This is a genomic window from Tsukamurella sp. PLM1, assembly GCF_023168325.1.
In the GTDB taxonomy this organism is placed as follows: Bacteria; Actinomycetota; Actinomycetes; order Mycobacteriales; family Mycobacteriaceae; genus Tsukamurella.
In genome coordinates, this window is sequence record NZ_AP025688.1 from 3,279,079 (window position 1) to 3,294,770 (window position 15,692).

Annotated in this window: 14 protein-coding genes and 1 pseudogene; 6 read left to right on the forward strand and 9 right to left on the reverse strand. The window is 70.5% G+C overall.

The annotated features are described in order from the left end of the window. Positions 1–5: 5 nt before the first annotated feature. Complete coding sequence (locus MTP03_RS16865) at positions 6–1,388, forward strand: aspartate aminotransferase family protein (RefSeq protein ID WP_248489211.1); 1,383 nt, start codon at positions 6–8, stop codon at positions 1,386–1,388. A gap of 90 nt (positions 1,389–1,478) precedes the next feature. On the opposite strand, the gene MTP03_RS16870 is transcribed toward MTP03_RS16865, so the two are convergent. Continuing rightward, positions 1,479–2,201: a gamma-glutamyl-gamma-aminobutyrate hydrolase family protein gene (locus MTP03_RS16870; protein ID WP_248489212.1), complete on the reverse strand. Its 723-nt coding sequence runs from the start codon at positions 2,199–2,201 to the stop codon at positions 1,479–1,481. A 219-nt stretch (positions 2,202–2,420) separates the two neighbouring features. Here MTP03_RS16870 and MTP03_RS16875 point away from each other — a divergent pair, with 219 nt between their 5' ends. Beyond that, positions 2,421–4,247 carry an amino acid permease gene (locus MTP03_RS16875; RefSeq protein WP_248489213.1) on the forward strand — a complete coding sequence of 609 codons (1,827 nt, stop codon included), beginning with the start codon at positions 2,421–2,423 and terminating at the stop codon, positions 4,245–4,247. Further along, positions 4,244–5,132: pseudogene (locus tag MTP03_RS16880) on the forward strand (universal stress protein). The gene MTP03_RS16875 and the pseudogene MTP03_RS16880 overlap by 4 nt, the downstream one beginning before the upstream one ends. A 41-nt stretch (positions 5,133–5,173) precedes the next feature. On the opposite strand, the gene MTP03_RS22895 reads toward MTP03_RS16880, so the two are convergent. The 8 genes from MTP03_RS22895 to MTP03_RS16915 all read right to left on the reverse strand — a co-directional run bounded on the left by MTP03_RS22895 (position 5,174) and on the right by MTP03_RS16915 (position 13,541). After that, complete coding sequence (locus MTP03_RS22895) at positions 5,174–5,296, reverse strand: hypothetical protein (protein ID WP_256465164.1); 123 nt, start codon at positions 5,294–5,296, stop codon at positions 5,174–5,176. A gap of 34 nt (positions 5,297–5,330) precedes the next feature. Next, complete coding sequence (locus MTP03_RS16885) at positions 5,331–6,596, reverse strand: acyl-CoA desaturase (RefSeq protein WP_248489214.1); 1,266 nt, start codon at positions 6,594–6,596, stop codon at positions 5,331–5,333. Between the two features lie 33 nt (positions 6,597–6,629). Continuing rightward, entirely contained in the window at positions 6,630–7,916 is a 1,287-nt protein-coding gene (locus MTP03_RS16890) for a fatty acid desaturase (protein ID WP_248489215.1), read from the reverse strand. Between the two features lie 617 nt (positions 7,917–8,533). Further along, positions 8,534–9,793 carry a fatty acid desaturase gene (locus MTP03_RS16895; RefSeq protein ID WP_248489216.1) on the reverse strand — a complete coding sequence of 420 codons (1,260 nt, stop codon included), beginning with the start codon at positions 9,791–9,793 and terminating at the stop codon, positions 8,534–8,536. 90 nt (positions 9,794–9,883) lie between these two features. Next, the gene (locus tag MTP03_RS16900; protein ID WP_248489217.1) at positions 9,884–11,029 is read right to left on the reverse strand and encodes a ferredoxin reductase; all 1,146 of its coding nucleotides are present in this window, start codon (positions 11,027–11,029) and stop codon (positions 9,884–9,886) included. A gap of 10 nt (positions 11,030–11,039) precedes the next feature. Further along, a complete protein-coding gene (locus MTP03_RS16905) occupies positions 11,040–11,534 on the reverse strand; it encodes an META domain-containing protein (RefSeq protein ID WP_248489218.1) in 495 nt (164 codons plus the stop codon). Positions 11,535–11,608: 74 nt separating this feature from the next. Beyond that, positions 11,609–12,130 carry a hypothetical protein gene (locus MTP03_RS16910; protein WP_248489219.1) on the reverse strand — a complete coding sequence of 174 codons (522 nt, stop codon included), beginning with the start codon at positions 12,128–12,130 and terminating at the stop codon, positions 11,609–11,611. Next, positions 12,066–13,541, reverse strand: coding sequence for a wax ester/triacylglycerol synthase family O-acyltransferase (locus MTP03_RS16915; protein ID WP_248489220.1), 1,476 nt, complete (start codon positions 13,539–13,541; stop codon positions 12,066–12,068). Before MTP03_RS16915 ends, MTP03_RS16910 begins: the two co-directional genes overlap by 65 nt. A 118-nt stretch (positions 13,542–13,659) precedes the next feature. On the opposite strand from MTP03_RS16915, the gene MTP03_RS16920 reads away from it, so the two are divergent. The 3 genes from MTP03_RS16920 to MTP03_RS16930 all read left to right on the forward strand — a co-directional run bounded on the left by MTP03_RS16920 (position 13,660) and on the right by MTP03_RS16930 (position 15,671). Then, on the forward strand, positions 13,660–14,247 hold the full coding sequence (locus MTP03_RS16920; protein WP_248489221.1) for an Rv3235 family protein: 588 nt from the start codon (positions 13,660–13,662) through the stop codon (positions 14,245–14,247). Positions 14,248–14,311: 64 nt separating this feature from the next. After that, positions 14,312–14,992, forward strand: a complete 681-nt coding sequence (locus MTP03_RS16925) for a 1-acyl-sn-glycerol-3-phosphate acyltransferase (RefSeq protein ID WP_248489222.1) — start codon at positions 14,312–14,314, stop codon at positions 14,990–14,992. 4 nt (positions 14,993–14,996) lie between these two features. Further along, the gene (locus MTP03_RS16930; protein ID WP_248489223.1) at positions 14,997–15,671 is read left to right on the forward strand and encodes a hypothetical protein; all 675 of its coding nucleotides are present in this window, start codon (positions 14,997–14,999) and stop codon (positions 15,669–15,671) included. The last annotated feature ends 21 nt before the right edge of the window (positions 15,672–15,692 follow it).

A 15,692-nucleotide genomic window follows, 5' to 3' on the forward strand; every position in this document is an offset into this window, starting at 1 on the left:
CGACGATGACCGCACTCCCGGGCGGCGCGCCGCTCGAGGCCGCCGTCGCCGAGGGCGCCCGCGCCCGCGAACTCGACCGCGCCCACGTCTTCCACTCCTGGTCCGCGCAGGCGCAGCTGAACCCGATGACCGTGATCGCGGCGGAGGGCTCCTACGTGTGGGACGGCGACGGCAACCGGCTGCTGGACTTCTCGTCTCAGCTGGTGAACACCAATGTGGGACACCAGCATCCGCGCGTCGTCGCCGCGATCGCGGAGCAGGCGGCGAAGCTGTGCACCATCGCACCGCAGCACGTGAACGCCGCGCGCAGCGAGGCCGCCCGTCTGATCGCCGAGCGCACCCCCGGCGACCTGAACCGGGTGTTCTTCACCAACGGCGGCGCCGACGCCATCGAGCACGCGGTGCGCATGGCCCGGCTGCACACCGGTAAGTACAAGGTGCTCTCGCGCTACCGCGCCTACCACGGCGGCACCGACCTCGCGATCAACCTCACGGGCGATCCGCGGCGGTTCCCCAACGACCGCGGCGCGCACGGCGTGGTCCACTTCAACGGCCCGTTCCTGTACCGCTCGGTGTTCCACGCGCAGACCGAACAGCAGGAGTGCGAGCGCGCGCTCGAGGAGCTGCGACGGGTCATCGAGCTGGAGGGCCCGTCGACCATAGCGGCGGTCGTCCTCGAGTCGATCCCCGGCACCGCCGGGATCATGATCCCGCCACCCGGTTACCTGGCCGGGGTGCGGGAGCTGTGCACCGAGTTCGGAATCGTCATGATCGCCGACGAGGTGATGGCGGGGTTCGGCCGCACCGGTAAGTGGTTCGGGATCGAGCACGCCGCCACCGCGGCGGGACCGGTGGTGCCCGACCTGCTGGCGTTCGCCAAGGGCGTCAACTCCGGGTACGTGCCGCTCGGCGGCGTCGCGATCGGCGACGAGATCGCCGCGACCTTCGCCGACCGCGCCTACCCGGGTGGACTCACCTACTCCGGGCATCCGCTGGCGACCGCGGCCGTGGTCGCCACCATCGAGGCGATGGAGGACGAGCGCGTCGTCGACAACGCCGCGCGGGTCGGCGCCGAGGTCATCGGCCCCGCGCTGCGCGGGATGCAGGCCAAGCACCGGTCCATCGGCGAGGTCCGCGGCACCGGCGTGTTCTGGGCGATCGAGCTCGTCGAGGACCGCGCCACCCGCGCGCCGCTCGCGCCCTACGGCGGCACCAGTGCCGCCATGACCGAGACGGTAGCGGCGTGCAAGAAGGGCGGCCTCCTGCCCTTCGTCAACGTCAACCGCATCCACGTGGTCCCGCCGTGCACGGTGACGGCCGCCGAGGCCCGCGAGGGCCTGCGCATCCTCGACGAGGCCCTCCACCTCGCGGACGCGCACACGGCGTAACCGCCGACGGACGAGCACCCGAAAAGTACAGCGCCCCGGCCGGATCCTCCATCCGGCCGGGGCGCTGTCGTCATGCCCAGGGCGCTGTCGTCACGACCGGGAGGCGGCGGCGTGCGCAACGAACCGGGCGATCACCGTCGACGACGGGTCCTCCTCGGGATGCCACTGCACCCCGACCACGAGCGCCCCGCCGGGACGCTCGACGGCCTCGATCACGCGCCCCTCGGACGCGAAGGCCGTCGCCCGCAACCCCTCGCCCAGCCCCGCCACCGCCTGGTGATGGTGCGACTGCACCACGACCTCCTCCGCCCCCACGAGATCCGCCGTCCGCGTACCGGCCACGATCCGCACCGGATGCTCCGCGAACTCGCCGTCGCGGCGAAGGTGGGAGCGGTCACCGTCGAGCGCGTCCGGGAGATGCGGCACCAGCCCGCCCCCGAGCGCCACGTTGAGGACCTCCATGCCCCGGCAGATCCCCAGCAGCGGTACGCCGCGCTCGATCGCGACGCGCGTCAGGGCGATCTCCGCGCTGTCGCGCAGCGGGTCGGTGGGCCCGGTCCGCGGGTGATCGGGTGCCCCGTAGCTCGACGGTGCGATGTCCGCCCCGCCCGCCAGCAGGAGACCGTCGACGCGATCGAGCAGCAACTCCGGGCGCGCGGCGAGGGCACCGTCGGGCAGCGCGACGAGACAGGCCCCGCCGGCGCGCGCCACGGCCGCGCTGTAGACCTTCGGCAGCATGGTGACCTCGCGGTCCCACACCTCGCCGTAGCGGGCGCGCGTGCGGATCCCGCACACGCCGATCACGGGCGTCACCGACACTGCTCGCTCCTGATTCAGAGGGGTATTCGCGAATCGTAGCCATCCAGCACCACCTGGAAGATTTACGATCTGTAGCGCATCATGACCGATCCCTGACATTCCGTCCGACCCCGAAGGCCCTCCCCGCGGTCACGCTTGTGATCGGATCCTGTGATCCCAATCACGATGCGGCGCGGCCTCCCGGTACGCGTCCTGCACAACCGGAGGTAAGACGTGGGCGAGTCCCCGGCACTCAAGAAGGCTCTGAGCGAGCGACAACTGCGGATGATCGCGATCGGAGGAGTGATCGGCGCCGGCCTGTTCGTGGGCTCCGGGGTGGTCATCCGCGCCACCGGCCCCGGCGCGTTCCTCACCTACGGCCTGGCCGGGGTCCTGGTCATCATGATCATGCGGATGCTCGCCGAGATGGCCGTGTCGAACCCGTCGACAGGCTCGTTCTCGGACTATTCGCGCGCCGCGCTCGGCGACTGGGCCGGCTTCTCGACGGGGTGGCTGTACTGGTACTTCTGGGTGGTCGTGGTGGGCTTCGAGGCCATCGCCGGCGCGAAGATCATCCAACTGTGGATGCCCGGGGCGCCGTTGTGGCTGACGTCGATGATCCTGCTGGCGCTGATGACCGCGACCAACCTGTTCTCCGTCTCGTCGTTCGGCGAGTTCGAGTTCTGGTTCGCCGGGCTCAAGGTGGCCGCGATCATCGCGTTCCTGGTGCTCGGCAGTTGTTTCGTGTTCGGCCTGTGGCCGGGCAAGTCGATGGACCTGTCGAACCTCACCGAGCACGGCGGGTTCTTCCCGCTCGGCGCCGGCGCCGTCACCGTGGGCGTGGTCACCGTGATCTTCTCGATGATGGGCGCCGAGATCGCGACCATCGCGGCGGCGGAGTCCGAGAATCCGCAGAAGGCCGTGGCCCGCGCCGCCAACTCGGTGATCGTGCGCATCGCGGTCTTCTTCGTGGGCTCGGCGTTCCTGCTGACCTGCATCCTGCCGTGGAACGGCCCCGAGCTCGCCGCGTCGCCGTTCGTGTCCGCATTCGAGGCGATGGGCATCCCGTACGCGCAGCACATCATGAACGCCGTCGTGCTCACGGCCGTCCTGAGCTGCCTCAACTCCGGCATGTACAGCGCGTCGCGGATGCTGTTCGTGCTGGCCGCCCGCCGCGAGGCGCCGCCGCAGCTGATGAAGGTGTCCGCATCGGGCGTGCCCGTGCGCGCGATCCTGGCGTCGTCGGTGATCGGCTTCCTGTGCGTGATCGCCGCGGCGTTCTGGGAGAGCACCATCTTCACGTTCCTGCTGAACTCGTCGGGCGCCGTGATCATCTTCGTCTACCTGCTGATCGCGATCTCGCAGACGGTGCTCCGGTTCCGCAACGGCTCCGAGGGCCTGTCGGTCAAGATGTGGCTGTTCCCCGTGCTGTCGCTGGTCACGATCGTCGCGATGATCGCCGTTCTCGTGCAGATGTACATCGACGGCAGCACCCGCTCGCAGCTGCTGCTCAGCCTCGGGGCGTGGGCCGTGATCATCGGCCTGTTCTTCGCGAACCGGTGGTTCCTGAGCCGTCGCCCCGCACCCGCCGCGCAGTCCGACGGTGCCGCCGCCCCCGCGCGGGTGGTCGTCCTGGCCAACCAGACCGTCGAGTCCGGCGAACTGCTCGCCGAGCTGCGGCGCATGGGGGCCACCGAGCACACCCGCTTCCACGTGGTCGTGCCCGTCAACCCCATCGAGATGGGTACCGGCGAGACGCACGGCCCGCTCGAGATCTGGGACGAGACCCGGCACCGCGCCGAGAAGCGGCTGCAGCGCACCGTCGACGCCCTGCGGGAGGACGGCTTCGAGGCCGACGGTGAGCTCGGCGACTACCGGCCGCTGCGGGCGCTCGCGACCGCGGTCGCGGCCTTCGGGCCCGATCACATCGTCATCTCGACGCTGCCGCCGGAGACCTCGGTGTGGCACCGGTTCGACGTGGTCGACCGCGCTCGCGCGGAGCACCACCTGCCCGTCACGCACGTGATCGCCACGGCGCACGCACAGGGGTCGCCCGCATGACGCTCATGGCCGGGTTCAGCGCCAGCCGGCACAGTTCCGCCCCGGTCGAGCTGGCCGCGCAGATCGCCCGGACCACGGGCGAGTCGATCATCGCGGCGTCGGTGATCGAGCGCCGCCTGCCGCCGCAGGCCGATCCGATCGAGGACGAGTACGCCGGGCACGTCGCGACCGCCGCGGAACGCGCCCTGCTGGGCGCCGTCGACGAACTGCCGCGCGGCACCGGGATCACCGTCGAGGTGCAACACGCGCGATCGGTCCCGGACGGCCTGATGGCGCTCGCCGCGGCGCACGACGTCAGCGTGGTGACCGTGGATCGTCGTCGTCCGGACTGCTCGGCCGGGTCGCGCTCGGCGGCGTCACGAACCGGCTGGTGCACACCGCCGCGGTGCCCGTCGCGATCGCACCCCGCGCGTACCGCCCGGGGCCGGTGCCCGTGCGCCGGTTGACGGTGGCGTACGGCGGCAACGCCGATGCCAACGGCCTACTCGAGGCGGCTGCGGAGCTCGCCGGGCGGTGGGGCGTGCAGTTGCGGGTGGTCTCGTTCTCAGTGCGGGACGTGGCCGCGTACTCGGCGATGATCAACACCGCGGAAGCGGAGCGTTTGGTGCTGCGCAGCTGGTGGGAGCGCACCCGCGCGGACGTGGACGAGCGCCTCGCCCGGACCGGCGGCGCACCGTCGGCTGCGGACGTGCAGATCGAGCTGGGCACCGGCCCCGACTGGCGGGCGGCCGTCGAGAGCATCGAGTGGCGGCCCGGGGACCTGTTGCTCCTCGGGTCCGGGCGGCGGCGCCGCTGCAGCACGTGTTCCTCGGATCGGCGGCCGCACGGATCATCCGCGCCTCGCCGGTCCCGGTGATGATCCTGCCCCGCCGCGCCGCGGACTGAAACCGCCGATCGCGGTCGACGGGGCCGGACGCGGGGCCGGGTCAGCCCGCGACGGCGCCGCCGCGACGGCGCGCGGCGCGACGGGCGCGCTTGGCCTCGACCTCGAGGCGCTTCTGCTCGACCTTGTGCCGCGCCGCCTCGGCGATCGCGGTACGCAGGCCCACGCGCTCCACCTCCTGCTGGGCGGCGTGCGCCGCCTCACGGGCGTGGGTGAGGCGGTCGTGCGCGCTCTCCTGCGCATGCGCCAGCCGCTCCTGGGCGGACTCGGGCGTGGACGAGGCGCTCGTGCGCGGCCTCCTGCGCGTGCGCGAGGCGCCCCTTGACGGCGGCGAACCGCAGCTCAGAGGCCGTTTCGGGCGCGTCGTCCGAGGTGGCGCGCAGCCAGCGGTCGGGCAGCGACAGCTTCGCGATGGTGCGCTGCGACAGGTAGTACTGCCGCAGCAGCGGGCCCTCGGTGTAGGGGAGGTCGTACTTCTCACAGATCGCGCGGACCTCGACGGCGATCTCGGACAGCCGGTTCGACGGCAGGTCCGGGAACATGTGGTGCTCGATCTGGTAGCTCAGGTTGCCCGTCATGAAGTCCATGGCGGGGCCGCCGGAGATGTTCGCGCTGCCCAGCATCTGGCGCAGGTACCACTCGCCTGGCGTCTCATCGACGATGGATTCGGTGGTGAACTTCTCGGCACCGTCGGGGAAGTGCCCGCAGAAGATGACGACGTACGTCCAGATGTTGCGGATCACGTTGGCCGTGAGGTTCGCCGAGAGCGTGCGCCCGAACGAACCGCCCACGGCCTTGCTGATCGCAGGGTAGAGCAGGAAGTCCTTGCCCAGCTGCCGCGAGGCCTTCACGCCCAGCTCACGGAGCTGCTTGCGGGTCTGCGGCCACGGCTTGTTGCCGGCGATGGCCTCGGCCAGCTCGATGTCGTGAAGGGCGATGCCCCACTCGAAGGTGAGCCCCAGGAAGAGGTTGTTGAGGAACTGCGCGGAGCGCTTGGCCTGCCACTGCTCGTCGCGGGTGACGCGGAGCACGCCGTAGCCCACGTCGAGATCCTTGCCCACGACGTTGGTGTACTTGTGGTGCAGGAAGTTGTGCGAGTGCTTCCAATGCGCACCGGGACACGCCATGTCCCACTCCCACGTGGTGGAGTGGATCTCGGGGTCGTTCATCCAGTCCCACTGCCCGTGCATCACGTTGTGCCCGAGCTCCATGTTCTCGATGATCTTCGCGACCCCGAGCATGCCCGCGCCCGCCGCCCAGAACCATCGACTCCTGGAGCCGAGGATGGTCAGCCTGCCCGCCGCCTCGAGGGCGCGCTGGGCTCGGATCACGCCACGGATGTACCGCGCATCCCGCTCACCGCGGGACGCCTCGACCTCGGCGCGGATCGCGTCGAGCTCGCGTGCGAGTTGCTCGATGTCGGCGTCATCGAGGTGTGCGTATTCGCCGACATCTGTGATAGCCACGTCTTCAGGCTACGCGTAGTGCGGCCGTCCGCGTTACTTCGCGGCCGCCAACTCCTCGACGTGCGAGCGCAGGCCACGACGGTTGCCCTGTGCATCGATCTCGCCCTTGACCACGGTGGTCACGCCGTTCTCGTCGTAGAAGCGCTTGTTCGAGTGGGTCTCGGGCGCATCGTCGGCGGTGTCCTTGAGGAAGCGGTCCGGCAGCGAGAGCTTGATGATGGTGCGCCACGACTCGGCGTACTGCTTCCACATCGGCCCGGTGTTGTACGGCAGGTCGTACTTATCGCAGATCTCGACGAGCCGCGAGTTGATGTAGTTGTAGCGGTTCGACGGCAGGTCCGGGTACAGATGGTGCTCGATCTGGCGGCCCAGATGACCGGTGATGAAGTGCAGCGCGTCGCTGCCCTCGAAGTTCGCGGTGCCCAGCATCTGGCGCAGGTACCACTCGGGGAGCGTCTCGTTCTCGATGTCCTCGATGGTGAACTTCTCGGCGTCGTCCGGGAAGTGGCCGCAGAAGATGGTCATGTGGTCCCAGACGTCGCGCACCGTGTTGGCCACGAGGTTCGCCGAGGCGGCCTTCTTGTAGCCGCGGGCGCCGGTGAAGGGAACGGCCATCGCCGGGAAGAGGACGTAGTCCTTCGCCGTCTGCTTGGTGATCTTGGTGAGGACCACCTTGAGCCGGCTGCGGAACTCCTCCCAGTCGTAGTTCGCGTACTGCTCGCCGCCGTTGAGCGCCGCCTTCATGGCGTTCATCAGTTCGAGGTGCTGCACGGCCTTGCCGTACTGGAAGCCCGTCATCAGGATGAGGTTGTACACCGGGTTGAACAGCATGTACGGCTCCCACGGCTGGTCGCGCGTGACGCGCAGGATGCCGTAGCCGATGTCGTCGTCCATGTCGGTGACGTTGGTGTACTTGTGGTGCATGTAGTTGTGGGTGTGCCGCCAGAACTTGCCGTCCGACGCGCTGTCCCACTCCCAGTTCGCCGAGTGGATCTCCGGATCGTTCATCCAGTCCCACTGGCCGTGCATGATGTTGTGGCCGAGCTCGTTGTTCTCGATGACCTTCGCGTAGCTCAGGCACGCGGCGGAGGCGGCCCACGCGGCCTTGCCCTTCCAGCCCTTCATGCCCGCGCCCAGGCCGAACACGCGGCCGGCGGCCTCGGCGATGCGCTGACTCTTGATCACGCGGCGGATGTACTTGGCATCCTCCTCGCCGCGGCTCTCCTCGATCTCGCGACGCAGCGCATCCAGTTCAGCACCGAGCGCCTCGATATCGGCGTCGGTCAGGTGCGCGTACTCCGCGATGTCAGTGATGGCCACGAGGCGATCCCCAATCGGTCAGACCGCATGGCGCGGCCTCAAGAACAGAACGATTCCACTGTAGCAGCCGGGTAGGACAAAGTCATCGATCTTGTTTCAGGAGGCGCGCATCACACGTCCGCCGGTTCGACGGTGCGCGGCGGGCGCGGCGGGCGCACCGTCGGGCCTGGCGGGCGTGGGCGCGCGCGGGCGGGCCAGCCGTCGCCCCCCGATTCGTCGCACTCCCCCCGATTCGGCCGGCGTTTCGGGTGGGATGCATCGAATCGGGGGGCGACGGTGGCGTTTCGGGTGGGGTGCGACGAATCGGGGGATGGGAACGGATCGGGAGGCGCGGCGGCGGCGCACCGTCAGACCCGGCGACGACGGGCGTGGACGGCGGCGCGAGCGGCAACGGCGCACTCCGGGTTCCGCGTTCCGGGTTCCGGCTCCCTATAGGGAGCCGGTGTCCCCGACAAGATCCGGCGTCCCCTCAGCTGCAGCGAAGGGGACACCACACGAACTCGGGGACGCCAGCTCCCCGTAGGGAGCAGGACACCACACGCAGGCGGCGACCGGCCTCATCCGGACCGGCGCGGCACCCGGAGCCGACTCCCCGCGCGGGACTCGGAACGCGACCGTCAGGCGCGGCGGCGACGGCGGGCGTGCACGGCCGCGCGGGCGGCCTTGAGTCCGAACCGGCGGCCGGTCGCGGCGTCGACGCGGGGCTCCGCGAACTCGGTGCCCGCGAACATCGCCTCGGAGGCGGTCTCCGGGGCGTCGTCGGCGGTGTCGCGCAGGTACTTGTCCGGCAGCGACAACTTGGCGATGGTCCGCCAGGACTTGTAGTACTGCACGTGCAGCGGGCCGATGGTGTACGGCAGGTCGTACTTCTCACACAACGCCCGCACGCGAACACCGATCTCCGCCAACCGGTTCGACGGCAGGTCGGGGAACAGGTGGTGCTCGATCTGGTAGCTCAGGTTTCCGGAGAGGAAGTCGATCACCGGGCCGCCGGAGAGGTTGGCGCTGCCCAGCATCTGGCGCAGGTACCACTCGGCCTGGGTCTCGTTGTCCACGTCCTGCTCGGTGAACTTCTCGGCACCGTCGGGGAAGTGCCCGCAGAAGATGACGGCGTTGGTCCACACGTTGCGGATCACGTTCGCGGTGATCGTGGCCGTCAGCGCCTTGCGCCAGCCGCGCTTGCCCCCGAACGGCACGCCGACGAGCGGCGCCGCCACGTAGTCCTTGAGCGCCTGCCGGCCGATCTTGCGGCCCACTTCGCCGGCGTCGGCCTTGAACTTCTCCTGGTCGTACCAGGGCTTGTTCCACTTCTGGACCGCCCGGCCGATCTCCAGGTGCTGGATCGCCACGCCGTACTCGAACAGCAACATCAGCAGGGTGTTGTAGACCAGGTTGCCCGCGTTGAACGGCGTCCACGGCTGGTCACGGGTCACGCGCAGCGTCTTGTAGCCCACGTCGTCGTCCATGTCGAGGACGTTCGTGTACTTGTGGTGCACGTAGTTGTGGGTGTGCTTCCACAGCCGCGACGTGCCCGCGTTGTCCCACTCCCATGTCGTCGAGTGCACCTCGGGATCGTTCATCCAATCCCACTGCCCGTGCATGATGTTGTGCCCGAGCTCCATGTTCTCGATGATCTTCGCCAGGCCCAGCGACACCGCCGAACCCCACCAGAAGCCCCGCTTGTGCGCCCCGAGCAGCATCGCCCGGCCCGCCACCTCCAGCCCACGCTGGGCCGCGATCGTCCGCCGCAGGTACCGCACATCGGTCTCGCCGCGGACGGCCTCGATGTCGCGCCGGATGGCGTCCAGCTCGGCGCCGAGCGTCTCGACGTCGGCCTCTGTGAGGTGCGCGTACTCGGGGATGTCGGTGATCGCCATGCGGGGCCGCCTTCCAGTGGTCCGTCTCTAACCTACGCAACCGTAAGTTACGGCGCCGTAAGCTGTCAACGGACGTGGCGGAACCGCAGCTCAGACGTCCAGAGTACAGTCGCCGACGGCGACCGAGATGCAGGTCTGGATGCGCTCGCCCTCGGTGTGCAGGTCACCGCTGCGCAGGTCACGGACCTGGCCGTCGGCCAGCTGCACGACGCAGGTCTGGCAGATGCCCATGCGGCAGCCGAACGGCATCTGCACGCCCGCGGCCTCGCCGGCCTCCAGGAGGGTGGTGGCACCGTCGACCTCGGTGGTCTTGCCGGCCTTGAGGAAGGTGACGTCGCCGCCGCTCGCGGACACGTCCGCGCGCTCCACGGTGAACCGCTCCTGGTGCAGGCGCGACTCGATTCCGCGGTCCTTCCACGCCTTCTCCATATCGCCCAGGAACACGCCCGGCCCGCAGATCCAGGTCTGCCGCTCCTGCCAGTCCGGGACGACCTCGCCGATGTTCTGCGGGGTCAGGCGCCCGGCGTCGCGGGTGTAGCGGAGCTGCACGGCGACGTTCGCGTGGTTCGCGTCGAACGCCTCGAGCTCCTCGCGGAACAGCGCGGAATCGGCGTTCGGGGCCGAGTGCACGGCCACGATGTCGGTCGACGTGGGGATGCCGCGGCGCTCGAGCGTGCGCAGCATCGCCATGACGGGCGTGATGCCGCTGCCCGCGGTGAGGAACAGGACCTTGGGAGGCAAGGGGTTCGGGAGCGTGAAGTCGCCCGACGGTGCCTGCAGCCGCACGATGGTGCCCTCGGACACGCCGCTGACGAGGTGGTTCGACAGGAAGCCCTCGCTCATCGCCTTGACGGTGATCGAGACCTCGCGCGGGGCGCGGCCCTCTCCCATGTCCGGCACGGAGGTCAGCGAGTACGACCGCCACGTCCACTTGCCGCCGACGAGGACACCGATACCCACGTACTGGCCGGCCTCGTACTTGGTGTTGAAGCCCCAGCCGGTCTCGATGGTGAGCGTGACCGACTCGTCGGTCTCCTGCTGGACGCCGACGATCTTGCCGCGCAGCTCGCGCGCCGACCACAGCGGATTGATCAGGTGCAGGTAGTCGTCCGGCAGCAGCGGAGTGGTGAGCCGCGCGACCGCACCGCGCACCAGATTGGTGCGGGGATGCTCGGCGGAGACGTTCTTGGCCGGGGCCTCGAGCCAATCACGGAAGGCGCGGAAACTGTTGCTCATGACTGTGAGCCTACGGTGCCGTAACCTGTTGGGACAATTTCTCGTGGGTTGTCCCATGCGCCGCGGCGCGGCTACCGCTTCGCGGGATCGTTCGCGACGAAGTCCCAGTAGCCCCGCGGACCGTCGGAGATGCGGAGCCGGTCCCCGTGATCCGGACCGTGCGCACGTCCTTGAACGCCGCCGCGAACTGCGTGCCCGCGCCGGGCCTGATGCACATCCGCAGGGTCGAGATCATGTCGCTGAACGTGACCCGCTCACCCGCGACGACCGCGTTCACGCCGAACACGTTGCACCCGTCGTTCCCGCCCGCGCGGGAGCCGCCGATGCGGAAGAACGCCGGCGCACCGGTGTACTTCATCGGCGCCGTGCGCGCGTACCCGCTCGCCTCGAACCTCCACTGGGTGCCGGTCAGCGGGACCGGCGCCGCAGCCGCGACGGGCGCGGACGCGACCACGCCCGCCCCCACCAGGAGGGCTGCTCCGAACCGGATACCGCGCACCGTCATTCCCCCACCGTAGCCCGGGGCGTCGACGCGTGGCCACCCCGGCTCGAGCAGGTCGACCGCCTCCCGCGTCCGGGCTAGAGCAGTTCCAGGAGGAAGGGCAGCTCCTGCGTGGCGTACCAGGCGAGGTCGTGATCCTCGGCGTCGCCGACGGCGAGTTCGGCGTCCTCATCGCCCAGATCGGCGGCGTCCACGACCTGCGCCGCGCGGACCACCGCCTCTTCGGCCTCCGAGACGTCGACGTGCACGGCCAGGACGTCCCGCAGGCGGATCGGCTCGGTCACCTTGAGGACGGCGTCGTCGAGGTCGGCGCGCTCCTTCGCGGCCGGGACGTCCGCGGTGATCACCACGCGGCGCACGGGATCGGGCTGCTCGCCGGGCGCGGGCTCGGCACCGTCGACGGCGAGCAGCCGCAGCGAGGCGCGCGCGGCATGCCGCATGGCCGCTTCGGCGAGCTCCTCGTCGTCGCCCGACGTGTACGCCTCACGCAACGCGGGTGTCACCCCGAAGACGGTGCCGCCCAACGGGAACAGCTCACCGTCGCGCTGCAGCGCCTGGAGCCCGGCGAGGGTACTGGGAACGTACACGCGGACCGTCATCTACTCCTTTCGCGGACGCCGCCAGCTCGTCCAGCGCCTCGTACAGGAACTCGGTCATCGAGATCACGTCCCACATGCCGTCGCGATCCGCGTTGAGACCGAGGTACACCCTTCCGTTGTACGACGTGATCCCGATGGACACCACCTGGTTCGCGATGAGCGGAGGAACGGGGTACACCTGCAGCACCTCGATCCCCGCGAGGTACACCGGTGCCTGCGGGCCGGGCGCGTTGGTCACCAGGATGTTGAACGAACGCGGCGACACGCTCATCGCGGTGCGAGCGCCGAGCGCGTGCAGGGTGGCCGGGGTGAATCCGCCGCTGGTGGCGAGCGCCCGCGCCGCGACCTGGCGGTTGCGGTCCACCTGCGCCGCCGCGCCGTGCGCGATCTGCCGCATCCGCACCACCGCGTTGCTCTCCGCGACGGGCAGCCGGACGATGTAGGCCCGCACCTGCTCACCGACGCCCAGCCCGACGTCGTCGACGGCGATCGGCTCCAGCACGCGGACCTCGGTGCCCGCGCTGATCGGTTCGCCGCGCGAGATCAGCCACGTCCGCAGGCCGCCCGCCACCACCGACAGCAGGAGGTCGTTGACGGTGCAGCCGAACGCCGCGCGCAGGCGCCGGAACTCGGCGAGGTCCATGGTCGCGACGGCGAACCGCCGGCTCCGCGAGATCGGGACGTTGAGCGAGCGCACCGGGGTCACCGCGGTCCGCGCACGCACCAGGCTCGACGCCCGCTCGATCACGTTCGCGGCGTCCTCCTGCAGCCCGGTGATCGACTCGGCGACCTCGCCGACCAGCCCCTGGATCATCGACGCGGTGCGCGCTGGGCGCGAGAGCATGTCGATGACCGCCCCCATCACCAGCTCGCCGTCGCTCGGCTCGTGCTGGCCCATCCACAGGTCCTCGGGCGACTCCGGGGTGCGGGGGGTGTCGGTGAGCAGCTGCTGCATCAGGTCGACGTTGGCGCGCCCGTCCACAAGGGCGAGATGGGTCTTGGTGAAGACCGCGAGGCGATCGTCGGCGAGGCCCTCGATGAGGTAGACCTCCCACAGCGGCCGCTCCCGGTCGAGCGGGCGGGAGTTCAGGCGCGCGACCAGGTCGTGCAGCTGGTCGTCACTGCCCGGCTGCGGCACCGCGGATACCCGCACGTGGTAGGTGATGTCGAAATCGCGGTCCTCGATCCACACGGGCCGCGCGATGCCGAACGGCACCGTCCGGACCTTCTGGCGGTACCGGGGCACCTCCGCGAGGCGTTCCTCGATCGTGGCGAGCAACCGCTCGTAGTCCAGCCCCGCGCCGTCCTCGTCGGGGCGCCGCAGCACCGCGAGTGACCCCACGTGCGTCGGCGTGGTGGAGTCCTCCAACGCGTAGAACTCCGCATCGGACTGGCCGAGCCTGCCCTTCACCTGCACCTCCCCGGAGTACTGATGTCGGCGCCAGCATACGGGATGCCCGCGACACGCCCGGCCCGTGTCCGGCCGGAAGCAACGGGATCCTGACGGGCCCCTGATGCGTCTAATAAGTATGGGGGCGATCATCATCGCGGTCGACCGGGCCGAGCGCCCGGTGCCGCTCACGGGGCCGGGTTTCACCGTTCTGCGCGCACCGGACGCGGAGCCGCCCGCGCGGCCGCTCGTCGGGGCCCGTCCGGCTCCACCGCCCGCACCGTCGCTACCGCCGCCGCCTCCACCGACCCCGCCGGAACCGGCGGAAGCGGCGCGACGGGCGCCTGGCGACGTCCCAGGACCCGTCGCAGCGGTGCACCCCGACGCGCACCGGTTCGTCCTGTCGACGCTGCGTCCCGTCTTCGAGGTGCTCGACCGGCGGCGCCCGGCCAAGCACTTGACCGCCATCGCGTCGAACACCGTCGTGGACGTGCTCCGCACGCTGGCCGAGACGGGGCCCGAGGGCACCGTGTCCGGCTGGGGGAACGTGCACGTGGGCACGCCCCGCAGGTGCCCACGAACGCCTCGAACCCGCGCGGGCGATCCGGAGGTGGGCGCCGAGATCTTCCTGACCTACCGCCGCGGCGAGCGGGTACTCGCGGCCGCCGGCCGGGTCGAGGCGGCGGCGGGACGGTGGCGGTGGGTCGCGTTCACGACCGCGGCGTAGCGCCGTACCGACAGTATCCGCGACATCGCAAACAACGCGGCCCGCGGAGCGGTATACACGTCTCATGTCGCTGAGTTCCCTGCGTGCCGCGTTCCGCTACCGGGTCGCGCGCCACCTGCTGATCGGCCCCGCGTTGTGGGTCTGGGGTCGCCCCGAGTACACGGGGCTGGAGAACGTCCCCCGCACAGGACCAGTGATCCTGGCCGCCAACCACCTCGCGATCTCGGACTCCTTCTACGTGGTCCAGAGCGCGCGCCGGCCCGTCATGTTCCTCGCGAAGGCCGACTACTTCACCCAGCCGGGGATCAAGGGGAAGTTCAAGAAGGTCTTCTTCTCGGGTATGGGCCAGATCCCGGTGGACCGGCGCGGCGGGTCCGTCTCGGCGCCGGCGCTGGAGGCCGCGACCAGGATCGTCGAGGACGGCGGCGCGTGGGGCATCCACCCCGAGGGCACCCGCTCCCCCGACGGTCGGCTGTACAAGGGCAAGACCGGCGCGGTGCGGGTCGCGCTCGCCACCGGCACACCGGTCGTCCCGATCGCGCTGACCGGGACCGATCACCGCACGCTGAAGAACTTCTGGAAGAGCCGGATCACCGTCGAGGTGCTGCCGGCGCTCGACCTCAGCGACGCCACCGCCGACGATCAGGAGTCGATCCGCCGCGCCACCGACCGGCTGATGGACGTCATCGGCGCCCGCACCGGGCAGACCCGGGTGGCCGAGTACGCGAAGAAGGGCGGCAAGTAGCGCAATGGCGGCACTGCGCCAGGCGATCGGCTTCGCGCTCTTCGGCGCGGTCCTCGCGCTGATCGGCGCCACGTCGGCGAGCACCGTGGTGGTGTCCGGTGAGATTCTGGCGGCCGACGGCCTCGTCGCCGGGCTCGGCGCGAACCCGGTTTCCGAGGTCATCGCGCGTCCCGCTCTGGTCGGTGCGGCGGCTGGCGCGTGCGCCGGCATGATCCTGTGGCTGATCGGGGTCCGCCCGCAGGTCCGCGCGGGCGACCGGATCGCGTCGGTGGTGCTCGCCGGGCTGCTCGGCGCGGTGATCGGGTCGGTGCCGGCGCTCGGGTTCGTCGGATCCGCGTTCGCCGACTTGGTGTCGGCACCGTCGACGGTGTGGATCATGGCGATTTACGCCGGCGGCGGGGTACTGGCGTACGCCGGTGCGCTGGCCGCGGTCGCCGCAGCGCTCCGCGTGCTCAGTGCCGAGCGGATCCGCGCCACCGTCGTCGCGCTCGCGTGGATGCTGCCGATCGGCGCGGTCGTCGCCACGGCGGCGGGCGTGGGCATCGCGTCCCTCACCGACTACTCGACCGATACGGGGACGTGGGTGCGCACCGTGACCACGGTCGTCGTGATCGTGGCGGCGACGCTCGCCGCGGGGCGGGCGTTCGCGATGCGACGCCGGACCGACGGGACCGCCTAGCCCCCGCCGGCCCACGGCGCC